The organism is Nocardia sp. NPDC004654 (genome assembly GCF_040609595.1).
In the GTDB taxonomy this organism is placed as follows: domain Bacteria; phylum Actinomycetota; class Actinomycetes; order Mycobacteriales; family Mycobacteriaceae; genus Nocardia.
Genome location: NZ_JBEXKI010000004.1, coordinates 1 through 23213 on the forward strand (window position 1 = coordinate 1; position 23213 = coordinate 23213).

Here is a 23213-nt window from a genome sequence, read left to right on the forward strand (position 1 = left end):
GGCCGTTTGACGCCAATCGAATACGAGACCATCATGACCCCACCGGCCAGTCAGGCCGCGTGATCGAACCTGTCACCCGATCGTGCAGCAGTCCCTTGCGTAGCTGACATTCGAGTACGAGACGCGGATGTAGTTGACAGTGCGGCGCATCAGCCAGATGTCGAGGTAAGTCGCGGTCGCGGCGATCTTGCGGCGGACAGTCTCCTCGTCGTCACCGAAAGCCAGAGGCGCGAGCAGGACCGTGCTCTGCCAGGTGAAATCGTTGTGGGCGTTGTAGAATACCGGTTCCAGCCCAGGGATGTAGCGGTGGCTCGCATCGAGAACGATCTGGAATGCGCGGGCGAAAAACGGCAGCTGATTGTTGATCAGGTCCAGATTCGTGGAGGCGTTTCCTGCGCCGATCCGGCCCGTGTTGTCCCGCACCCAGCGATGAAATGTGGTGCCGATCAATTCCCAGTCCCGGTCGAGTGCACCACTTTTGCGTTCACGGGTGGTCTCGGCGTACTGAGCACGCAACCAGGCCTTTACGAAAGTGGCATCACGTTCCGGGTTCGGCGCCGGCTCCCACGAAATCAGGTCCAGCACGGTCTTCTTCCAGACCCTGTTGGCGTGCGCTCGCGCGTCGGCGTCGTCGATGGCGCCGAGCAGATATGCCTTGAGCATGTCCACCGGGCTCAGCGGCTTGCCGCGGTCGTTCATGGTTTCGAAGATCGCGTAGGCGTGGGCGTCGGTCTCGGTGGCGATCTCGATCAGTCCGACATTGCCGATGAGCCAGTAGATGAAGGTTTCCAGCCCGTCGCCGAGATCGTCGGCGAGACCGAGGCTTTCGATGTCGCGGTAGCGATCCACGATCGTCTTGGTCGACTCGTCCCGCCCGGCGGCATCGAACTCGGTGCCGTAAAACAACGCGCTGAAAGCTGGCAGGCGTTCGGTGATGTCGAGATTGAACTTCCGCTCGCCGTAGTGATCCGAATAGATCAGCGGGGAGATCGTCGCTGTCACATCGAGACTTCGCTCCTGCGCCGCACGATAAAGGTAAATCAGCAGCAATGTCAGGGAGGTCACCCGCTGCTGGCCGTCTACCAGGTAGTTCTTGTCGCCCCGCTTCGTGACGATGATCGAGCCGAGGAAATAGTCTCCGTAACGGGCCGACGCCAGGGGCCGGTCACCGGGATTAAAAAAGGCGTCGAACTTGCCCTGGAGGTCGGTGACCAGCTCCTCGATGTTCTCCCGCTCCCACTTGTACTCCCTCTGGTACTCGTCGATCGCGAAGGATCGAGTCTGCAGGAGTTCCTTGATGGTGCGGTAGTGCGGGGTGATGCTGCTCATTCGTCTCCTCCGAGTACAGGACAACGGACATTGCGCGCTTGGCGGTTACGCGCTGTGCCGTCGTTCGTTGTGCAGCGGACCGCCTTGCACATGCCACGTCAAGCCAATCCGGAAACCATAGCGTTAGTTCAGCTCCGCGCGGCACTGCTCGGCAGTCTTCGTGGCGATGCACTGCATCCAATCCCCTTGGATATCACCAGAAGTCGGCGGTTCTCCGCAGCGACGGCCGCACCGGTCGGCGCCGACCACCGGCGAGCCGTCCGGCCACACACAACTGTGCGCATCGCATTGGTAGCCGCGATCGTTCGGCTCAGCGCCGGACTGAGATTCGGTGTCGAGGTTTTGCTGGCCGCCCTGGGTGTCGAAACACCACTGGGAGTAGCGGGTGGTCCCGTCGCTCCAGATGGCCGGGCCGGGAGTCCCTTCCAAGCACTCGACCGGATACGGCTCCGGCGCGGAAGCCGGCTCGAGTTGTGCGGCAAGCGGGGGCGTCGCGGACTCTGTCACAGACATTTCGGACCCGAGCATCGTTGTCACCGAGGTCGTCGACGTCAGGGACGACACCGATGGCGTTGCCGTCGCCGGGAGAACGGACGAATCCGCCGGGGCAGCACATCCGACCAACCCGAGGGCCGCACCGAAGCCGATCGCACCTATCGCTCTCGTGACTCGGATGTTCATCGCTCTCAACTCCTGCCTGAATGGTTTCACGCAGAATAGCGCTCTCTGAAAACATCGTCAATCTATACATTCTCATTGGTTTCATGTTATTGTCTCAACGCCTGAGCCGCACCGCCCGACCAGATCGCCCGGTCGACTAGCATCCGAAACACGTGGCAAGCACCGGACGAACTACAGGTCGGACACTTTCCACAACAACCCGGCCGACCAGCCGGCTGACATTCGAGGAGCACACGTGGGGGCCCTGCTTCCGACTCTTCAAGCCGAGCGGCTGCGGGAGGGGTTGACCGATTACCTGACGACGACCTTCGCGCTGACCGACCCGGACACGCAGGGCGCCCTCACCGACTTCATCGGCCATCCCAGAGACGGTCTGTTCAAAGGTCCCTATGTCCGCCTGCGGCTTCCCTTCTCGCCTGCCCGTGGCAACTGGGGAATGCACTTGGATTGGTGGCCGAAGTATTTCGAGCCATACGGGCACCAGGCCGCGGCATTCGAACGATTGTCGACCAAGTTCCACCGGCGGCCGCAGCCCACGTTGGTCACCACGGGCACGGGCTCGGGTAAGACCGAGTCGTTCCTGATCCCGATCCTCGACCACGTGCTGCGCGCCAAGAAGGCCGGGGTCGCGGGGATGAAGGCACTGATCATCTATCCGATGAACGCCCTGGCCAACGACCAGGAGCAGCGCTTGGCGCAGCTGATCATCAAGCATCCCGAGCTGTCGGGAGTGACCGCCGGTCTCTACACCGGTGAGCAGTCCTCGAGCGGGCGGACGATGGTGTCGGAGGCCGGTCTCATCACCGACCGACGGCTGATGCACGATTCACCGCCCGACATCCTGCTGACCAACTACAAGATGCTCGACCACCTGTTGTTGCGGCCGGATCGTGCGGCGCTGTGGCGGCAGTCGGCGGATTCGCTGCAGTACGTGGTGCTCGATGAATTCCACACCTACGACGGTGCGCAGGGCACCGACGTGGCGATGCTGTTGCGACGGCTCGGGCTGACGATCAAAGCGCACTGGACGTCGAGATCGCCGGTCGGCGAGGAGGATCGGAAGCGTCCGCTGGGCAAGATCACCCCGGTGGCGACGTCGGCGACGCTCGGATCAAAGGACTCCTCGCCGGAAACCATGCTGACGTTCGCGAAAACCGTGTTCGGGGAAGCGTTCGGCGAAGACTCGCTCATCGGGGAGACGCGACTCGCGGTCGAGGACTGGCTGGTGGCGCGCAGCCCGGCGCTGGACCGAACCTTCTCACCGATCGAGCCGGCGATCGCGGACGCGGTCAAGGAACTGGATCAGGTCGCGGCGCAGGCACCGACGAACAAGCGGCTGACCGCCTCGGTGCTGGCCACGCTGTTCCGGCAGACCTCCGACATCGACGACACCTTCGACCGAGCCGCCGCGAGCTTGCACCGGCTCGACGAGACCGAGATGCTCGACCTGGTCAAGCGGCACGGCACCGTCGCACGGCTGCTGCGCAACACCGTCGACGTTCGCTCGATCGAACACCTCGCCCTGACAGCGCTGCCCGCGCACACCGGTGAGCGGGATCTGGCGCGAGGTCAAGCGCAGCGGGAACGGTATCTCGGCTATCTGCTCGCCGCGCTGTCGCATCTGCGGGCAGTGGTCGGCCGTTCGGCGCTCAATGTCGATGTGCACCTTTGGTTTCGAGAGCTCTCGCGGATCGACCGAGCGGCGACGGTGACTCCGCTGTTCCGGTGGTCCGACGACGGGAAGCTCGACGACGCGACGGCCGAGTACTACCCGTCGCTGTATTGCAGGCACTGCGGGCGGTCGGGCTGGGGTGTGCGGCTCGCTCCGACCGGCAACACACTCGATTCCAGCGATGACGACATCCGCGGCTATCACGCGGCCGGCGGAGGGCGGTTCCGTGCGCTGATCTCGGCGCCGACCGAGGCCGAACTCGACGACACCGTGGACGGGTTGCGGTGGTTCCGGGTCGACGATCGCGAGATCGTCGACCAGCGGCCCGAAGCCGACAGCGCGGACCTGCTCGATGGACGTGTGCTGCCGGTGCTGTATCTGAGCGGCCCCGACGCCGACGAGAACTCGATGAAGGATCTGTGCCCGGCGTGTGGCGCCGAAGACGGGATCAGGTTCCTCGGCAGTGCCATCGCCACCCAGCTGTCGGTGGCGCTGTCGAACCTTTTCGGTGATGCGCGCCTCGACGACGCCGAGAAGAAGGCACTCGTCTTCACCGACAGTGTGCAGGACGCGGCGCACCGGGCCGGGTTCGTCCAGGCGCGGTCGCACACCCTCAGCTTGCGCTCGACATTGCGGAACGCGCTGGGCGACCGAGTCAGCGGAGCGCAGACGTTGACCCTCTCGGAGCTGTGCGCCGCCGTGCTCGAACGAGCCGGTGAGGACCCGAATCGCCGATACCGCTTGTTGCCTCCTGACATCGTCGAACACGACGAGTTCACCGCGTACTGGCAGCTGGACCGGCCCGCTGCGCCGCGCCGCAAGGCGGCCAAGAATGTGGCGCGACGCGTCCAGTTCGACATCGACCTCGAATTCGGTCTGCAGTCGCGGTTGGGCCGCACCCTCGAGCTGACCGGAAGCGTGGTCGCCGAGGTGGATCTCGGCTCGCCGCAACGGGTCGCGCAGCTCGGCGCCGCAGCGCTCGAACGCACCGAGCACCAGCTCGCGTTCTCCACACCGGATTCCGCCGCGGTCACCCAGTGGGTGCGCGGCGTCGCCGAACGCATGCGCACGCGCGGGGCGATCTCGCACGAATGGCTGACGAAGTACGTGCAGCGCGACGCCAACCGCCGGTGGGTGTGGGGTGGCCGGCCCAAAGGCCAAGGCATGCCCGCGTTTCCGAAGGGCAGGCCCGCCCCGGCGTTCCCGGCGGTAGGCGGGCACACGATACCCGAGGGCTTCGACCCCATCACCGCGGCCACGTCCTGGTATGCGCGGTGGGCGGCGCAATGCCTGAAGGTGTCACCGCACGAAGGCGGGTTCCTCGCTCGGGCGTTGTTCGACGTGCTCGCCGAGGAACGGATCGTCACGACGGAGAGCACCGAGAAGTCGCTCACCGCATACCAGTTGACCCACGACTCGATCCTCGTCGGGATTCCCGACGTCGACGGGCTGGCGAACATGCGGTATTTGCTGGCCTGCGATGTCTGCCAGACCCCCACACCGGGCAGCGCCACCGTCATCGACCAGCTCGAAGGCGCGCCCTGCCTGCTCACCCGCTGCCCCGGCGAGTTGACCCGAGCGGCCAAGCAGGACAACTTCTATCGCAGTCTCTACGACAGGTCCGAGATGAAGCGGGTCGTCGCCCGCGAACACACGTCGCTGCTCCCGACGAAAACCCGGCTCGAGTACGAGACCAAGTTCAAGACCCCGAACCCCGACCCGGCCGCGCCGAACGTGCTCGTCGCCACGCCCACCTTGGAAATGGGCATCGATATCGGTGACCTGTCCACTGTCATGCTCGGCTCGATGCCACGCACGGTGTCGTCATACATGCAGCGTGTCGGCCGCGCCGGACGCCTCACCGGCAACTCCCTCGCCCTCGCGTTCGTGCGCGGCCGCGGCGAGCATCTGCCCAAGCTCGGCGACCCGACCTCGGTGATCCAGGGCGAGGTCCGACCGCCCGCTACCTTCCTCACCGCCGAGGAAATCCTGCAGCGCCAATACATCGCGCATATCGTCGACCGGCTCTCCCGCAAGGCCGGCGCCGAGGACCCGGGCAATGCCACCAACGTCCTGTCGAGCTTCGACGACAAGACCTGGATGGGCACCCTCATCGAAACCGCCGACGAGGACGCCGATCTGCTGCTCGACGAGTTCCTCGTCCAGTTCGTAGACACCCTCAGTGAAATGGCCGCGGCCGCGCTACGAACCTGGGCAACGCCACCCGGTCTTGGCGACCACAGCGGGCTTAGTGTCCTGCTGCGCGAAGCGGTGCACCGCTGGAATCGCGATGTCAACGAACTGCGCCACCGGCGCACCGCCGTAGACGCCGCCATCCCCGAATTCGAGCAGCGAGCCAACTCACCCGCCGCGACCGACGACGACAAACGCGACCTCCGCACGGCTCGCGGCACACTGAAACTGTTGTCCCGCAGCATCAACGATCTCACCGCCGAGCACTGGGTCGGCGTGCTCGAACGCTACGGCGTGCTGCCCAACTACACGCTGCTCGACGATGCGGTCACCCTGGATGTCGGCATCACCTGGATCGACCCGGACACCAATGAATACGCCGAGGACACCGCCAGCTACCAGCGCGGTTCCCGCGTCGCGTTGACCGAACTCGCGCCGGGCGCCACGTTCTACGCGCAGGGGCTGGCCGTCGAGATAGATGCCGTCGAACTCGGTGCGGGCGAGGCGGCCATTCACACGTGGCGGGTGTGCCCGTCGTGCGGGTGGACCGGGATCAGCCATGCGGCGGACCAGAGCCCGCCGCCGAACCAGTGCCCCCGCTGCCACACCTCGGCCATCGCCGATGTGAGCCAGCAGCTGCAAGTGGTCGAGATGACGAAGGTTTCCGCCGAAGTCCGCCGCGACGAGTCGGCGATCAGCGACACCCGCGACGAACGGCGCAAAGAATCCTTCACCGTCCTGACCGCGGCAGACATCAACCCCGACAACGTGGCCAAACGCTGGTTCGTCGCCGAACAGGACTTCGGCGCGGAATACCTGCGCCGCATGGATATTCGCTGGATCAACATGGGGCGGCGCAACTCCCAGGGCAGCAAACGGACCGTCGCGGGCAACACGACGACCAGCGGGTTGTTCCGGGTGTGCTCGGGCTGCGGACAGCTCGACAAGAACGCCGGACAGAATCAGCCACACGAACACCGCAGCTGGTGCAAGTTCCGGAAGGCCGACGACAAGAAGCATGTTCGCGAGATCGCCCTCGCGCGGACGCTGCGGACACAGGCGGTGCTGCTGCACCTGCCGAGCTGGCTCGAGTACGACTCGTTCGCTCATCCGAGCCTGAGCGCGGCGATCCTGCTCGGACTGCGTCAGGTGATCGGTGGCTCGCCGGAACATCTCGACGTCGCCACCATCACCGACGCACTGCATGCGCCGAACCAGCGCGCTCTGCTCATCCACGACATCGTGCCCGGCGGCACCGGTTACCTGGCCGACTTCGCCAATCCGGCGCGGGTGTGGGAGGTGCTGGCGGCGGCACGCGAGCTGATCAAGAATTGCGACTGCACCGACCGGCTGGCCTGCCACAAGTGCTTGCTGCCGTTCGCGCCACCGCGGGAACTGGACAAGGTTTCGCGGATCACCGCGGCCAAAGTGCTCGACGACCTGCTCGCCTGCCGGGGCGGTGAACCCGATGTGGACAGCTGGCTGGCGTCGATCACCGAGGAGACGCCGGCCAAACGTCTCGGCAGCGAGGAGTCGCCGCTGGAGCGGGAGTTCTATCGCGCCTTCACCGAACGCCTGACCACCATGGGCGCCACGATCGTCGAGAAGCCGGGCACCTACGGTCCGACGGCGACGATCAAGCTCTCGGGCACGAAAGTCCGGACGTGGCAGCTCGAACCCCAGGTGCTCATGGGTAACAGCCAACCCGACTTCCAGCTTCGCACCGCCGATCCCGATATCCCGATCATCGCGCTGTTCGCCGATGGTCGCCGGTTCCATGCGGTTCCCGGCAGAAACCGGGTCACCGACGACGCCAGGAAGCGGGAAATCCTGCGGGCCGGTGGGGTGCTGGTGTGGTCGTTCGGCCACGAGGATCTGCTGCGATTCACAAGCGCCCAGCCGGTGCAGCCGTCCTGGTACACCGAGAGGCTCGCCAACTTCACCCGCAGCCACGGAAATCTGCGGCCCGCACTGTTCAAACTCCTGCACGCCGACCCGATCACCCAGCTGATCGAGTTCATGCTCAATCCGGATCGGGAGGATTGGCACGCCGTCGGGTACTGGCTGCCGCTGATGTTCATGCTCAACGGCCGGGTGCACGGCGACGGTGACGCCATCGCGGGCTGGGCGCTGGATCTCATCGAGGGCAACGGATCACAGATCGCGGCAGGTGAATACGCGTGCTGGTCCTACACCGACGGACCGCTGACCCTCACTGCCGCATTGCGCAAGGACAAGAAGGTCATCGACGCGGTTCTCGCGCTGGACGACCGTGACGACACGCTCGAACTGCGCGAGGGTTACGCCTGGAAGGAATGGCTGCGCCTGGCAAACTGGTTCGGCCTCGCCGGGCACGTGGTCACCACCCGCAGTCTGCTGGCGGCTGACAACACCGTGCCAGAGCGCAGTCCCGACTCCACCGGCGCCGGACTCACCCCCGAATGGCAGGCCCTCTACGACGACACCATTTCCGACGCCGAACGCGAACTCGTCCTCGGTCTGGCCGCGATGGGGGCACCGGTGCCGGAGCTCGGCGTGGAGACCGATCGTGGTGATGTCATCGACCTCGGGTGGGCGGATGCCCGGATCGGGGTGCTCCTCGAAAGCCCGGAAGCGGCCCCTACGATGACCGAGCAGGGCTGGACGATCTGCCCGGCTGATCCGGCAGAGCTCGTCGAAGCGCTGAAGACGAACGGGGTGATGTGATGGCGCACGTTATCATGACCAGTACGAGCAAGTCCGGCGTCGCACTCGACCGGGATGTCCAGCGTCGGGCCTACGACTTTCTCGACACCGTTCAGAGCGACGAACCGGCCGCCGCCGAGTTCATCGAGACCGTCGCAGGCGCGCGCGACGGACGCGTCCGACTCGGGCGAATCGGGCTGGGCCACAGCGCCATTCTGTTCCATGTCGTACCTGCTGAGAGCGACAGTTCCTACGTCTACGTGGGCGTCTGGCAGGACGCCGCGGCCGCGGACTTGGCGCCCCGCGCCGAGCTGCAGGTCAACCCGGTCAACGGAGTGCTCGACTTGGTGGTGCACGACGTCGCCGCGGAGACCGTTCCCGCTGTCGCCGCGCCGGCTCCGCAGCCGCCGGGCTACCTCTCCGGCGTCGGTTTCACGCTCGCGCAGCTCACCGACGAGCTCGGGCTCGCACCACAGCTGGCGGCCAAAGTCCTCGCGGCCCCCGACGATCACGCACTCAACGACATCGCGGCCGAAGTCGACGGTTGGCAAGGCTCCGCGATCCTCGATTTGGCATGCGGCGTCGCCCTCGACGAGATCCGGGAGAAACTGCGGCTCGACGAGAACCCGGTCGACCCCACGCTCGGCCGGGACGAGCAGACTCTGCAGGCGCTGGGCCACCCTGCCTCGCAACTTCGTTTCACCTACGTCGGCGAGGACACCGCCGAGCTCCGGCGTGTCATCGAGGGCGGCAGTTTCGCCGCCTGGCGGACCTTCCTGCACCCACAGCAGCGCACCTATGCCGAGAAGCACTACAACGGCGCGTTCCGGCTGTCCGGTGGAGCCGGCACCGGCAAGACCGTGGTGGCGCTGCACCGGGCACGCAACCTCTGGCGGGAGAGCAAGAACGCCCGCATCGTCCTGACCACCTTCAACAGGACTCTGGCCAGGCAGCTCCAGGCGGACCTGAAGACCCTCGAACCGGGTATCGCCATCGCGTCCGCCCCCGGCGAACCCGGCGTCTACATCGACGGAGTCGACAAGCTCGCCAGCGATGTGCTCGTTCGCGCGCGCAACCTCGTCCCGGTCACCGAAGCTGTTCTCGGCAGTGCCACTACCGTCTCGTCCCGGCGCACCGACACGGCCAAGGTCTGGCGCGAGGTCACCAAATCTGTTGATACCTCTCTGGATCCACGACTCACCACCGCGGCGTTCCTCGACAACGAGTACACCGCGGTCGTCCTTGCCAACAAGATCACCACCGTCGCCGAGTACGCCAAAGTGGCGCGGGCGGGGCGTGGTGTGCGGCTGAACCGTCCGCAACGGATCGCGGTCTGGAAGCTGATGGAGGCATTCCGGCGGCACAGCCGCATGGACGGCACCGTCAGCTTCCCTGAGGTACTGGCCCTGGCGGCGGAGTACCTACGACAGCGAAGCGCCGCGGGCGAACCATTCGTCGCCGACCACGTCATCATCGACGAGGCACAGGATCTGCATGCCGCCCACTGGGCGATGCTGCGCGCGCTCGTCGCCGAAGGCCCCGACGACCTGTTCATCGCCGAGGACTCCCATCAGCGGATCTTCGGTCAGCCGGTCGTGCTCGGACGGCTGGGCGTCAAGATCGTCGGCCGTTCCCGCCGGCTCACGCTCAACTACCGGACAACGGCGCAGAACCTGCGGTTCGCCGTCGATATCCTCTCCGGCGGTGAATACCAGGACCTCGAAGAAGAGGGCGAGACCACCAACGGCTGCCGCTCCGCCCGCACCGGGCCGGAACCTGTTCTGGTGGAATGCGATTCGCTGGCCGAGGAACTCGATCGAGTCGCCGAAACGGTGCGCGAATGGCTGAACGAGGGCGTCGAGCCCTCGAGCATCGCGATCCTCACCCGAGGCCGGAACGAACGCAGCCAGTTCGTCCGAGCGCTGGGCGAACGCGGCATCGAAGCACGCGTCCTTGACGACAATCCCGCCGGCCCCGGGCATGTGCAGGTGCTGACGATGCACCGGGCCAAGGGAATGGAATTCGCCAAGGTGGTCGTCGCCGGCGTAGACGAGGCCCACGTTCCTGCCAAGTCCGTCCTCAATGAGGCGCCTGAGGAAGAGCGGGGCGACGCCGAGCTGCGGGAACGGTCCCTGCTCTATGTGGCGGCCAGCCGGGCGCGCGATCAGCTCGTCGTGACATGGAGCGGCCGGGCATCGGCTCTGCTCCGGCCAGCCGTTTTAGCTTGATCTAGGCAGCAAGCGACGGCTGCCCATCCTGCGGGTAGCCGACGCCGTCCCGAGCGCGAACGATCTCTCCGCTACGCCGCGGCCAGCCGCGCGCGTGACCAGCTGGTGGTGACCTGGAGTGGGCAGGCATCGGAGCTACTGGCATGACACGATTCGCATGTCCCAGGCCGGATTCGTCTGATTCCCTTTTTCGAATCTTTGATTCAACTATGTTGAACAACAAGGTATTCGAGCTCGCATGCCGGGGCAGCCTCCGGCTGTGGATATCGGGGGGATCATGGCGAACATTCATCGTGAACGGGTTGCCCGTTGGGCCGAACGCACCCTGTCCGAGCAGCGACAGCTGACCTCCGCGCAGCGCCGCTTTCTCGCCGGTTTGCTGACCGTGCGCGGCTGGCATCTTCTGGTGGAGCAAAGTACACCGCGCTCGGATCGAGCAGCCGCGTTCGCAGTGGGACGAACCGGCGTTTTCGCGCTCGTCTTCGCAGAATCGGTGCCGAACTCGGCCACCCTCGGAAAGATTCGCAAGAATGCCGAAGAGTCGTTCGCCCGCCTCGCTCTCGACGGGACCCAGTTCGTTCCGTACTCCGTCGAGTTGGTTCTGTTGGTGCCTGACACGAAGCACTTCCTCGCCGACGGTCGCTTCCTTGTCGCCGACGAAGCCGGGTTGGTCGGCATGCTGGTGCGCGGTGATCAGCGAATGCGTGCGCAGCGCGCCGACGAACTCGCGGCGACCGCCGCGGCGAAGCTGTCGTCACACCGGTGGCTACGTGCCGATGATGCTCCCGAATCCGAGTCCGTCGACGCAGGAAGCCTGTTCGACGAAGTCGACCTTCGCGCCGAGGCTCGCGATGTCGCGCTGGCCCGGCCCTTCGGCGACTGGATGACCTTTCTCGACCCGGATCAGCTCTCCCTCGTGCATGCCACATTCAACGGTCCGGCGAGATTCAGCGGGCCGGCCGGGACGGGAAAATCGGTCGTTGCACTACATCGCATGGCACATTTCGCCAAGCGCAATCCGGGCAGGCTCCTGTTCACCACGTTCGTCAAGACGCTGCCCCCATACCACGAACTGGGGTTTCGGCGTCTCGCTCCACACGCAGCGGATCGCGCCAAGTTCACGGGCCTGCATGCCTGGACAACCGCTTTCCTTCGCAGCCGCGGGGTCGACTTCAATCTCGATGAGGGCGCGATCAAAACGGCGTTGGCCAAGGCATGGCAGGGTGCACGGGACATTTTGGACCGTGTCGAAGGCACCGACCACGGTTACTGGACCGACGAGATCGATCGGGTGATCAAAGGCCGTGGGATTTCCGAACTCCAGAGGTACAAGATGGTCAAACGCACCGGCCGCGAGGGGATCAGCCTGCATTCGAACAAGCGCGAGTACGTCTGGAAACACTGGTACACGCCCTACCAGCGGGGCCTCGAAGCGCGGGGCGCACACGACTTCAACGACGTCATCGCGCTGGCCGTCGACGAGCTGAAGCAGCGGCCCCTCGACAACACCGAGGATTACGCGATGGTGGTCGTGGACGAGGTACAGGATTTCACACTTCGGCAGCTGGAGCTGGTGCACCAGATTGCGGGCGGCGATCCCGATGCACCGTTGCTTCTGGTCGGCGACGGACAACAACAGGTCTACGCGGGTGGTTGCACCCTCTCCGAAGCAGGCATCCCGCTCGCCGGTGGCCGTGGTCGCGTGCTCCGCAAGAACTACCGCAACAGGCAAGATGTCCTGCGATATTCGCAACGGATCGAAGCGGGCAACACCGTGGACGACCTCGACGGCGGAGCCGGTGTCATCCTCCGCGACAGCGAACCCACGCTGACTGGCGGGCAAGCGCTCGACGTACGCGTCCAACGTCGAGACATCGACCGAGTGCTCCCCCAAGCGATCCGCGATGCCTCACTGCCTTCCGGCTCCGAGATCGCGGTGATCGTCAACTGGCCCAACGAGGCAAGCCGCTATCTGCAGGTCCTGCGCCGCGCGGGTTTCCCGGCGATCTCGCTGGAACATTACGATGGCAGCCAGCTCGATCCGATCAAGGTCGGCACGGTTCGGCGGGCCAAAGGGATGGACTTCGCCGCGGTCTTCCACATCACCGAAGAGCCGCCCGCCGATCCGACACAGCTCTCCGGGGGCGGCAGGGACCGGGCCGATATGCTTGCCAGACAACTTCTCGTCGCCACGAGCCGTCCTCGCGACTACCTGTGGGTCGCCTATCTGACCGATTGATCCGGAAGTTTCGGCGACCGATCGGCCCGTCCGAGATAGCCGAAGAACTACCTTGGCGGTTCGATCGCCCCCGCCGTCAAGCCTGTTCCGATCAGCTCCGCCGCGCGCTGCGCCGCATCAGCCGTCCGCGCTGCCGCCACACGCAAAAGGTGCAGTTGACGAAACGCCTCGGCATATGGCTTCTGATCTTCGAGCCGCAGAATCGGAATCCGCAAGCGGGTAGGGTCGATCCGGATGGTCGTCGCGCCGAACATCGCCGCCGAGTTGTCGGGGCTGCCGATGAAGCCGGCGAAGAACCAGGGGTCCAATCGGGTCGGATCAGCACGAAAAACGATCACGCCTGCTCCGGGCACTGCCCCCACGTCGGCGCCTTCCGCCACCCGAGCACCGGGTGCGGCGCCATGGTCGTCGCGAAAACGCGAGACCAGGATGTCGCCCTCACGGATCACCTCGGTGGAGGCATGGACGCCGGGACCGGTGAGACCGGACGGTCCCCGGCCGGCGAGCAAGTCACGTCCGGAAAGTACCGGGCGCTGAGGTGAACCCACGGCCTGATCTTCTGCCGTCAGTGGGACCAGCTGGACCGCGCCACCTCGTTCGAGGTCACCGACTGTGGCCGTCCGCAGGGTGAGGTTGCCACCCGGGGACCAGCGCTCTACCGTCTCTGCGGCAGTGCGGAGTTCAGCAAGGTGGCCGCCGAGGAGTTCGATGGCGGCGTGCGCTGAGGCAGCGACGCTGTGTGGGTCGACTGCGGCGCGGACTCGACGAGCCGGAGTGAGGTCGATCTCGTCGTCGATGACGTCCATGACACGAACCACGGCGGTGAATCCGGCAATTGTGGCGGCTTCCATGTCACCGTGGTCGAAGGCACGCCAAGTGTCGGTCACTCGCTCGGCCAAAGATTGCCAATCCGATTGGCTCCCCTCGGCGTCGAGGGCTCTAGCGGCGTCGGTGAACAGAACGAACTCGGACGTAGCTGCGGAATCTGGGCGGCGGAGCACCCAAATCTGCAGGCCTACCTGCTTGGGGGTCGACGCCCCGGGCGGGAGCGCGATGACAGCGCGCAGCGCATTTGCGCGTAACAGTTCCATCCGGATACGTCGCCCGGATGTACGCGAGGCGACGGCGGGCGGCAGCAGAACAATCGCTGTGCCGCCGGGATGTACATGGGAAAGGGCATGTTGGACCCACGCCAGTTCGGATTCGCCCCGCGGGGGGACCGAGTACTCCCACCGGAGGTCGAGGGCCAGTTGGTCGGCGCCCCAATCACGTTGCGCATAAGGAGGGTTCGACAGGATCGCGTCGAACTGCTCGCCTGGGAACGCATCGGACAGGAGGCTGTCGCCGGTGCGGACCTCAACACCGACACCAGGGAGCTCCACACGCAACAGGGAGGCGGAGCGGGCAGCCTGGACGGCCAGCACGTCCTGTCCTGCCAGGGTTGAGGCACCGATCCGCGCCGCCTCGATCAGAAGGGCGCCGCTGCCGCAGGCAGGATCGAGAACGCTCTGAGGTTTGGGCGAGGAAGCGGCCGCCAGGAGATCGGCCATCAACGCGGCGACCGGCGAATCCGTCGGATAGACACCTGTGCTCGGCACCGCATCCAGCCCACGTTCGGCGAGCACATCCAATGTCGCCTTGATCCCGGCCTCCGCGACGGCGTCATGAATCGCGGTCTGCACCGTAGTGCCATCGGCAACATCCCGACCGCTGACGACGCTCATCAATGCGGGCACTTCGCTGGGATCCACCTCGGCGCGAAGAATCGTACGCAATCGCTGGACAGGTGAGTCAGCGGACCGTACACCGTGACCGTGCAGCCATTCCTGCACCTCACCGAGGTCGAACACCGGCCGAGATTCGGTTCCGCCTGCCACCGGCGCGGGGAAATCGGTATGCCGACGCCGCCAGTTGCTGACGGTCGCACGGGTGACGCCGGCCAGCCTGGCGATCTCCGCCGCGGCAACCGTAGGCGTTGAGTCCGACATGAGCCTCCTCTCGACCAGCCACCACTCGGAGGAGGTCGTAGCCCAAGATAACACGGCGTCAGATTGACGATGTTTTCAACAAATCCCCAGATAGAAGGCCATCGTCCCGCCTCGGTGAACTGAAAACAATGTCAATCGCTTGTGCGCTAGACATCTAAATGCTAGTTTCCTTACAACACGGCGAAACAACGCCAATAAGAGAGCAGCAAAAACCTCTATCCCCCAACAGATCCCACTCGATATCCGGCCTCAGGCCGTGATTCGTCGTGCCCGCATCCGTCCGAGAGGAGAACGCATGTCCACCCGCCGACACCTTCGCCACCGTCGGATCCGAACCGGTAGCCCCTCCATCCTGACCCTCCGGCACGGCGACGACCTGCGCAAACAACGGTTTCGGATGCCGACGACTCGATGCTTCCATAGTAAGCGCCGATACTTCACCCGCTCAGACGCCGAGCTCGTCCTCAGCAACCTCGACGCCAGCGATCCACGGCGCCGAGAGAAGCGCAGCTACGAGTGCCCGTCCTGCCACGGGTGGCATTTGACCAGCAAGACCCTGGAGCAGTTCGCATCCGCCAGGACCGTCCATAGCGGCTCGAGCAGCACGGCGGCTCCCACTGCGCGGGCGCCGATCACACTCGACGTTCCGCTCGGCGGCGGTCCGTTTCCCACACCCGCGGAGGTGGCGACGCGACTCGCCCGATCCTCTGCAGCGCTCGCACCGCAGAAGCCCGATCCAACCGTGCGGCTCTGGCAGCGACTGCTCCGCGAGCTTCGGGGCCGAATCGCCCGCCGACATATGCGCTGACATGGACCTACATCGAATCCGGCGCAGATCTGACCGCGATCAGCAACACATGTCCGGATTGCGAATCCGACCACAACTGAGCAGCCACTCCCCTTCTACCCAAGGAATTCCCATGAAGACGATCACCCACACCACTGCGGTCCTCGTCGCGACCGCGGCCATCCTCACCGCCGTGGCCGGCGCCGCTCAGGCCTCCCCGCGCACCTCATTGAAGGAAGGCACCCAGGTCGTCGGCACCGATGTGGTGGCCGGGACCTATCACACAGCCGGACCCCGCGAAAGCGACTACGGCTATTGCTTCATCGAATGGCTGCCCTACAAGGGCGCCCGCAGCTCCGAGCTGATCGACATCCAGAGCTACACCGGCGAGTCGTACGTGACCTTGCGCGACGGCGACGTCGTCACGGTCGATGGGTGCCACTGGACTCTCGACAACTGATCTCACCTATTCCCGTCTTTCCCAAGGAGTCTCCGTGACCAATCCGCAGTACCCCGCCCAGCCCGGCTTCCCGCCGGGACCCCACTACCTGCAGCCGCCCCGGAAGAAGGTGTGGCCGTGGATGCTCGGCGCGATCCTCGCCGTCATCCTGCTGGTTTTCGGCGGCTGCGTCGCCTTGATCGGCGGGGTGGCGAACGAGGTCGCCAAGTCCGAGGAAGAGCGCAATACGGCCGCGGCCGCCGGGTCGGAAGTGCGTGACGGGAAGTTCGCGTTCCTGGTCACCGGAGTGGACGAGCCGGTGACAGTCATCGGCACCAACGACTTCCTGAAGGAAGAGGCCCAGGGCGAATTCATTCAGGTGCACGTCGACGTGACCAACATCGGCAACGAGGCACAGCACTATTTCGGCTCGAATCAGAAGCTGATCGACGACCAGGGGCGCGAGTTCGCCAACGACACGGCCGCCGAGATCAACGTCAACGACCATCTCTCCGAGGAGATCAATACCGGCAACAAGGTCTCGATCACCATCGTCTTCGACGTGCCGCGCGGCACCGTGCCCGCCGCGGTCGAGTTCCACGACTCGGTGTTCTCCGGCGGCGCACGCGTCGCGCTGAGGTAGATCGAATCGGGCGCCGGAACGCGAGGTTCCGGCGTCTCCCGCGGCACGGATCAACACTTCTACAACGAGCACGACCGAAATTCGATACGGAATTCTGAACTACCTCAGTCAACTTCCGGCCATCTCGAACACCGCCGCCATCGATGAGCCTTCGATCCGAAACACGCAAGTCGATCCCTTCACATTAACAAGTCAATTTACCCTCCCCATCTCGCAATTCGCGCCCACACACGTGGCAAACTCTCGACCGCAACACAATTGAACGGAGCATCATGAAGTACATCGTCACCCTCGCTTCCGCCGCGATCGCCGCCTTCGGCTTCGCTCTCGCAACCCCGCAGACGGCCACCGCCGAACCGTCCAACTGCCACGACTCCTACATCCCCTGCCTGCCCATCGTCAGCGACGTGGACTGCGAAGGCGGCAGCGGCAACGGTCCCGTCTACACCGGTCGCGTCCAGGTCATCGGTCCCGATGAGTACGGCCTCGATCGCGACGGCAACGGCATCGGCTGCGAGTGAACGACAGGGGTGCCCGCTTCGGCGCGGGCGCCCCTCCCTCGACGGCGAACTCCGCGCACACCGGAGGAACAAAGTTGTCGGCCCCTGCGGATACGGTGCGGGCATCCTTCCGCAGTCACCGAGTTCCACCATCGGGCAAATGCTGGAAGTTACTGGATTTCACTGGAAGATATGGATACGCTCGCGCCATGACCGACGCCGCCGAGAAGCTGGAGGCGCGCATCGCCGAACTGCGCGCCGAGGTGCGGCGAGCGGTGACCGCTGGGGATCGCGCGACCGCCCGCCAACTTCGAACCGAGTTGCGGCGGACCGAGGAGGCCTGGGACTCAACCGTTTTGGGTGCCGAAGCGCCGCCGGCAGAGGAGTCCGCGGAACGAACGGAAGCGGCCGCGATGCCGATCCGCGAGCATGTCCACCGCGCACTCACACTGATCGGAGTGCCCGCGTCGCCGAAACTGGTTCTCGCGGTCCATGAATCGTTCTTCTCCGGCGCCGTCGCTCCCGCTCGACTGACCAGCCTTCGCCGCGACGAGGAGCGCTCGTTCCGCGCTTCGCCGTTCACGCGCCCGTACTACATCTGCGCGGCACTCACCGCCGATCATCTCGCCCCGGCGCGCGGGCTGATGGCGGTGAGCTCTTGGCCGTTGGCGCAGCGGATGATCGGGCCACTCAGCCCGCGCGTGGATCTGCTCAGCGCGGCAATCCGGCTCGCCGAACACATCGCCGCACAGCCCGACTGCGGCGCTGGTGCGCGGCGGGTGTTGTGGAAGCTGGCGGTTACCGTTCCCGGCGTGCAGGGTTCGCCGGACACGATCGACCATGCGGCGGTGATCGACGCCGCCACCAGGGAACTCGAGGTCCACCGTGAGGAGGACACGCGCCGCCGCGCCGAGGCCGCGCGACGCGCGAATCAGCAGCTCGACGAGGCCGCCCGGATGTTCGGTGTCCGCCTCGGCGTGGCCAATAGAAGACGAAACGAGGTGGGATGAACACACTTTCGGCACGGCTGGACGAACTGCGCGGTGCAGCGCCGGCGTGCCGCCACAACGCCCGCACCATCGCGGCGTTGACGGCGAACCCCGGCTGCGCGCGGCGCGCACTGCTGGACGCGGCAGCGGCCGACAAGGCCGCCATCGCCAGGGAGCTGGGCTTTCCACCCCGATTCGGTCAGTCGCAGTTCGCGATCACGCGCGGTAACGCGTTCGAGGTGATGGTGAAGGAGAACGGCTGCGCGGAGCTGCTCGCGTTGCTGCGCGACAAGCTGAACCTCCCCATTCCCGAGGTCGGCTATCACGATCTGAACTCTGTCGGCGACAACGCGGGTAATGCCGTGCGCTACAAGCGGACCCGTCAGCTGCTCGCCCATGCGATCAACTCCGGCGAAGGCACCCTGTTCGATCATCCGATGCTGCGGCTCGATATCGCGGGCGCCGCGGCCTATCTGGAGCCGGACGTGGTCGCCTTGCAGATCGGCGGCCGCTTCCACGTGGTGGAGATCAAGTCGTTCCCGGTGGTAGACGGCCAGGCCGATCCGGTGCAGGTCGCCGGCGCCGCGCGGCAGTCCGCCGTCTACGTCATCGCGCTGCGCGAACTCATGGCCGAGATCGGCGAGTCACCGGACCTGGTGTCGCACAACGCGATCCTGGTCTGCACCAAGGATTTCACCAACCGGCCCACCGCGGAGCTGGTCGATCTGCGCAAGCAGATCGCGGTCATCTCGCGTCAGCTGTCGCGGCTGACGTCCATCAGCGAGCTGATCGAAACCCTTCCGGAGGGAGCGTCATTCGCGCCCGGTGAACACCTGGCGAAAACGATCGCCGATATCCCCGCCCGCTACGCCCCCGAATGCATGTCGTCGTGCGAACTGGCTTTCGCGTGCCGCGCCGCCGCGCGGACGAGCGGCTCGGTGGACGTGCTCGGCCGCGGTGTCTGCGACGATCTCGGCGGCCTGGACGACATCGATACCGTGCTCGCCGTCGCGAACGGTTCGCGCGACCTCGGGCCCGAGTTCGCCGACATCACCCGGATGCTGAGGGAAGCCGACCGGCTTCGGCTGGAGATCGCGGGATGAGCAAACGGAGTGAGCGAATCAATGTGCGATCGCGCATGCCGGAGCCGAGTGTCGGCGAGGTGGAGGCATGGGCGAACCGATCAGGAAGCGGCGCATGAGCAAGTGCATCGCTCGCCGGTGCGCGACACGCATGCCGACGCTCGGCGACGGTGAGCCGCGGAAATGAGTGTCCTGACCGCCCTCGCTCGCTTGCACGCGGTGCGCGCGGGCCGCGCCCAGCCGATCGCCGACGTGCGCCACACCCACATTTCGGAAAATCCGCTCGTCCTGGTGCCGCTGAAGCTGGCAGGTGAGGCCGCCGCACCGCTGGCGGTCATGGTGGGCACCGATCCCGCCGCACCGACGCTATTGACCGTGCCGCAGCCACGAGACCGGTTGCTGCGCTTGGGTTTCCTCGCCGAACTCGCCGAGATCGTGCTCCCCTACCTCGCGGCCTACGCCGAGAACACCGAGGAGGTGACCACCAAGTCGGGCGAAACCTACGAGCGGTGCCTCGACGCACCTCAGCTGTGGGTGCCGAACTCGGGCGGTGTCGGATTCCTGAAACTGCTCGGCCGCTCGGTGCGTTTTCATCGAACCGAGGGCGACAACGCTGTCCCCGAATCGATTCCACTGCTCGGTCGTTGGCTCACCTGGTTCTGCGATCGCGCCGAGCATCCCGGCTCCAGCACGCTGGTTCCCCTCACTTCGGCGCTGTCGGCGCACTGGGCGACCGGCCAATCCGCTCTCGAGGACGCGAACCTCGCCGCGCTGCTCGGGTGGATCTCTCCCCCGCCCGGCAACACCGGCGCCGAGGCCGCCGCGCGGGCGGAAGACCCGCTGTCGGTGCCGCCCGCCGGTCCCGCAACCGACCCCGGCTTCGACAACGAAGAGCTCGCGCCGCTCATCGCCGCCTACGACGCGGCCGAGGACGACGCGACGAAATCCGCTGCGGCACGACGCATCGAGCGCGCGCTGCATGCCCAGGTCGAGCCGACCTGGCAGCTCATGTGGCAGGGGCTCGCGCTACTGCGTGAACTCCCGGCCGGTGCGCGAGTCGCCCGGCGGTGGAACGAGGACGTCGGGTCGTTCTCCTACTTCGCCGGATCGGTGTCCGAAGGTGTGCCGCAAGCGCGGCGGGATTCGGCGGTGTCGGCCGTGCGGAAGTTGCTCGCTCGCGAGCGAGCACTCGAGAAGTACGAGGCGGAAAAGGCGTTCGACGATCCACGAATCATGCTCGAACACCGTTTGACCGGAACGGCTTTCGTGGGGTCCGTGATCGGTGTCGATCCGGCCCGTGTGGTGATGAGTGAGAAGAACCGTCCCCTGCTGCGACCGATTCTTCAGGTGCGCACCGCCGATCCGATCATCGCGGCCGAGGGCGACGAGTTCTGCAATGTCGACAATCCCAGCCAAACGGGAACGGTGTTGCCGGTGGAGGGCGATCACGACTACATCGTGCTGGAGCTGTCCGGCGGGATGGGCACCGGGAAGGCCGCCCGTCCAGGGACCATCCCCGACCTCGGCGCCATCGTCCGCTTCGCCGGTTTCAAGATCGGTAGTGGCGGGCCGCCCGCGAAGCTTCCCGCCCGCGAAGACACTCCGTGGACGCACGGCGGTCCGCCGCCGGAGTGGGCGCCGGACTCCGAACCCCTCGAGGAACTGTGATGCGAACAGCGGATGCGGCCGTCGACGGCATCCTCACCGACCTCGCCGACACCTCGCACCGCGCCGTCGTGGTCGACTCACCGCCCGGCGCGGGCAAATCCACGCTCGTGGTGCGTGCGGCGCGACAGCTCGCCGAATCCGGTGGGCAGCACATCGTCGTAGCCCAGACCAACGAGCAGGTCGACGACCTCATCGACCGCCTCGCCATCGCCGATCCAGCGCTGCGCATTGGAAGGCTGTCCCGCACTGGGTATCTCAAACCGGAACGCATCGACCGGCCGAATGTGATCGTCGGCCAGAAGGTCACGGACCTCACCGAGAGCACCATTCTCATCGGCACCGCCGCCAAATGGGCGACAATCGACGACGGTCGCTGGCCGCACGCGATCGTCGACGAGGCGTATCAGATGCGGTCGGACATGTTGCTGCGCATCGCGAATCGCTTCGACCACGGACTGTTCGTCGGTGACCCCGGTCAGCTCGATCCGTTCGCGACCGTCGAGGTCGGTCGGTGGGCGGGCCTGGACTGGGATCCCACGATGAGTGCGGTCACAGTGATGCTCGCGAACAACGACGACATCCCCGTGCACAGCCTGCCCGTGTCCTGGCGGCTGTCCGCGACTGCGGCGCCGGTGGTCTCGAAGGCGTTCTACCCCTTCAACGAATTCCGAGCGGGAACCGGCATCCACGATCGCCGAATGGAATTCGCGGCAGCCGGTTTGCGAGGTCCGATCGATGACGTGCTCGATGAAGCGGCCGAACACGGTTGGGGCTGGTACGAACTGCCCGCCCGGCACACCCTGCGCACCGACAGCGAAGCCGTCCGCGCGATCGCCGAGATCACCTGCCGCCTGCTCGAACGTGGCGCGACCGCCCATTCCGAACAAGGCTCCCGCCCGGTGACGGCCGAACGAGTCGCCGTCGGCACCGCCCATCGCGACCAGGCCGATGCCGTGCGCACCGCGCTGCGCGGCACCCCGGGCGAGACGGTCACCGTCGACACCGCCAACCGCCTGCAAGGCCGCGAATACGACGTCACCGTGGTCCTGCACCCACTGTCCGGCCGCCGGGACGCCAGTGCGTTCCACCTCGAAGCGGGACGTCTCTGCGTCCTCGCCTCCCGTCACCGTCACGCCTGCATCCTCGTCGGACGCGCCGGCATCCCAGAACTCCTCGACGCCCATCCCTCCGCCGAACCCGTGCACTTGGGCGTTCCCGTGAAATTCCCCGACGGCTGGGAGGCCAACCAGGCCATCCTCACCCACCTGTCGCACCACCGTGTCGCGGCGGGCTTCTGACGCCGAAATCTTCTCAGTGAGGACACATGACCACCGATCTCCGCACCGCCATCAGTGAGTTCGATCCTTCCACCGTCGCCACGCAGGTCGCCGCCGCTGCCGACCAACACAAGCTTGTCGTCGAAACGTTCCCCCTGGCAGATTGGCCCACGCTGCCCGTGGAGCGGTATGCACTCGGGCTCGGATCGGACGGTCACGGAGGCGTGCCCTATTGCCGCCTCATGGAATTCGGTACACGTGCGCTCGGCAGTATCAGCGGGGGTAGCGCCGGGAAGCACATGCTCTACCGGCACAACTCGGGTGCGTGGAAACTCGCGCCCGCACTGCTGGGTCTGCCGGTAGAGCAGGCGTGGGAACGTCTACGCGGCCAGTTCGTGGCCGCCTTCGACGCTGCCGAGCGGGCGGCGTTCGCCGAACTCGATGAACTCGAGGTGCTTCTGTCAGGTCAAGCGTTGGTCACCAAGACACTCGCCACCTACTTTCCGCAGCATTTCCTGCCGATCTACTCCTCATCGCATCTGCGCGCGTTCATCTCCGAGCTCGGCGGCACGCCCGAGAAGAATGTCCCGGCCTGGAGAGCCAACCGTCAGCTGCGTGGCCTCGTTGCGCAGGACCCGGAGTTGTCCCGCTGGGACTCTCACGAAGTCATGCGGTTCCTGTAGGACTACTACAACCCGCGCGGACGCAGTCGTGCCATTTGGAAGATCGCCCCGGGTGAGGGTGCGAAGTTCTGGAACGACTGCCTCGCAGGCGGATTCATCTGCGTCGGATGGGACGAGGTCGGAGATCTCA

The 23213-nt window shown here is 65.8% G+C and carries 13 protein-coding genes; 11 read left to right on the top strand and 2 right to left on the bottom strand.

Features of this window, described 5'->3' with window-relative positions; genetic code table 11:
• Positions 1 to 72 precede the first annotated feature (72 nt).
• Positions 73 to 1329 (bottom strand): DUF262 domain-containing protein, encoded by a 1257-nt coding sequence (locus tag ABZV58_RS14270; RefSeq protein WP_355000576.1) that lies wholly within the window; start codon positions 1327 to 1329, stop codon positions 73 to 75.
• 916 nt (positions 1330 to 2245) lie between these two features.
• On the opposite strand from ABZV58_RS14270, the gene ABZV58_RS14275 reads away from it, so the two are divergent.
• From ABZV58_RS14275 to ABZV58_RS14285, 3 genes are all read left to right on the top strand, one after another.
• Complete coding sequence (locus tag ABZV58_RS14275; RefSeq protein WP_355000577.1) at positions 2246 to 8581, top strand: DEAD/DEAH box helicase; 6336 nt, start codon at positions 2246 to 2248, stop codon at positions 8579 to 8581.
• Positions 8581 to 10788 carry a 3'-5' exonuclease gene (locus ABZV58_RS14280; protein ID WP_355000578.1) on the top strand — a complete coding sequence of 736 codons (2208 nt, stop codon included), beginning with the start codon at positions 8581 to 8583 and terminating at the stop codon, positions 10786 to 10788. The genes ABZV58_RS14275 and ABZV58_RS14280 overlap by 1 nt, the downstream gene beginning before the upstream one ends.
• Before the next feature lie 259 nt (positions 10789 to 11047).
• Complete coding sequence (locus tag ABZV58_RS14285; protein WP_355000579.1) at positions 11048 to 13027, top strand: UvrD-helicase domain-containing protein; 1980 nt, start codon at positions 11048 to 11050, stop codon at positions 13025 to 13027.
• Positions 13028 to 13074: 47 nt separating this feature from the next.
• Here ABZV58_RS14285 and ABZV58_RS14290 read toward each other — a convergent pair whose 3' ends face one another.
• Positions 13075 to 15015, bottom strand: a complete 1941-nt coding sequence (locus ABZV58_RS14290) for an N-6 DNA methylase (RefSeq protein WP_355000580.1) — start codon at positions 15013 to 15015, stop codon at positions 13075 to 13077.
• A gap of 920 nt (positions 15016 to 15935) precedes the next feature.
• Between ABZV58_RS14290 and ABZV58_RS14295 the strand changes: the two genes are divergently transcribed.
• The 8 genes from ABZV58_RS14295 (at position 15936) to ABZV58_RS14330 (ending at position 23083) form a co-directional block, all read left to right on the top strand.
• Positions 15936 to 16262, top strand: a complete 327-nt coding sequence (locus tag ABZV58_RS14295) for a hypothetical protein (protein ID WP_355000581.1) — start codon at positions 15936 to 15938, stop codon at positions 16260 to 16262.
• Positions 16263 to 16296: 34 nt separating this feature from the next.
• Complete coding sequence (locus tag ABZV58_RS14300) at positions 16297 to 16884, top strand: DUF4352 domain-containing protein (RefSeq protein ID WP_355000582.1); 588 nt, start codon at positions 16297 to 16299, stop codon at positions 16882 to 16884.
• 272 nt (positions 16885 to 17156) lie between these two features.
• Positions 17157 to 17405, top strand: a complete 249-nt coding sequence (locus ABZV58_RS14305; RefSeq protein WP_355000583.1) for a hypothetical protein — start codon at positions 17157 to 17159, stop codon at positions 17403 to 17405.
• Between the two features lie 188 nt (positions 17406 to 17593).
• Positions 17594 to 18394, top strand: coding sequence for a hypothetical protein (locus tag ABZV58_RS14310; protein WP_355000584.1), 801 nt, complete (start codon positions 17594 to 17596; stop codon positions 18392 to 18394).
• Positions 18391 to 19476 carry a hypothetical protein gene (locus ABZV58_RS14315; RefSeq protein ID WP_355000585.1) on the top strand — a complete coding sequence of 362 codons (1086 nt, stop codon included), beginning with the start codon at positions 18391 to 18393 and terminating at the stop codon, positions 19474 to 19476. Before ABZV58_RS14310 ends, ABZV58_RS14315 begins: the two co-directional genes overlap by 4 nt.
• A gap of 162 nt (positions 19477 to 19638) precedes the next feature.
• Positions 19639 to 21123, top strand: coding sequence for a hypothetical protein (locus ABZV58_RS14320; RefSeq protein WP_355000586.1), 1485 nt, complete (start codon positions 19639 to 19641; stop codon positions 21121 to 21123).
• Positions 21123 to 22421, top strand: a complete 1299-nt coding sequence (locus tag ABZV58_RS14325; RefSeq protein WP_355000587.1) for an AAA domain-containing protein — start codon at positions 21123 to 21125, stop codon at positions 22419 to 22421. Before ABZV58_RS14320 ends, ABZV58_RS14325 begins: the two co-directional genes overlap by 1 nt.
• A 26-nt stretch (positions 22422 to 22447) precedes the next feature.
• Entirely contained in the window at positions 22448 to 23083 is a 636-nt protein-coding gene (locus tag ABZV58_RS14330) for a hypothetical protein (protein ID WP_355000588.1), read from the top strand.
• The last annotated feature ends 130 nt before the right edge of the window (positions 23084 to 23213 follow it).

What these genes read in the sequence shown, in the direction of transcription:
- ABZV58_RS14270 (WP_355000576.1), bottom strand. Translation starts at nt 1,329, where the DNA reads ATGAGCAGCATCACCCCGCACTACCGCACCATCAAGGAACTCCTGCAG.
- ABZV58_RS14280 (WP_355000578.1), top strand. Translation starts at nt 8,581, where the DNA reads ATGGCGCACGTTATCATGACCAGTACGAGCAAGTCCGGCGTCGCACTC.
- ABZV58_RS14290 (WP_355000580.1), bottom strand. Translation starts at nt 15,015, where the DNA reads ATGTCGGACTCAACGCCTACGGTTGCCGCGGCGGAGATCGCCAGGCTG.
- ABZV58_RS14295 (WP_355000581.1), top strand. Translation starts at nt 15,936, where the DNA reads ATGAAGACGATCACCCACACCACTGCGGTCCTCGTCGCGACCGCGGCC.
- ABZV58_RS14305 (WP_355000583.1), top strand. Translation starts at nt 17,157, where the DNA reads ATGAAGTACATCGTCACCCTCGCTTCCGCCGCGATCGCCGCCTTCGGC.
- ABZV58_RS14310 (WP_355000584.1), top strand. Translation starts at nt 17,594, where the DNA reads ATGACCGACGCCGCCGAGAAGCTGGAGGCGCGCATCGCCGAACTGCGC.
- ABZV58_RS14315 (WP_355000585.1), top strand. Translation starts at nt 18,391, where the DNA reads ATGAACACACTTTCGGCACGGCTGGACGAACTGCGCGGTGCAGCGCCG.
- ABZV58_RS14320 (WP_355000586.1), top strand. Translation starts at nt 19,639, where the DNA reads ATGAGTGTCCTGACCGCCCTCGCTCGCTTGCACGCGGTGCGCGCGGGC.
- ABZV58_RS14325 (WP_355000587.1), top strand. Translation starts at nt 21,123, where the DNA reads ATGCGAACAGCGGATGCGGCCGTCGACGGCATCCTCACCGACCTCGCC.
- ABZV58_RS14330 (WP_355000588.1), top strand. Translation starts at nt 22,448, where the DNA reads ATGACCACCGATCTCCGCACCGCCATCAGTGAGTTCGATCCTTCCACC.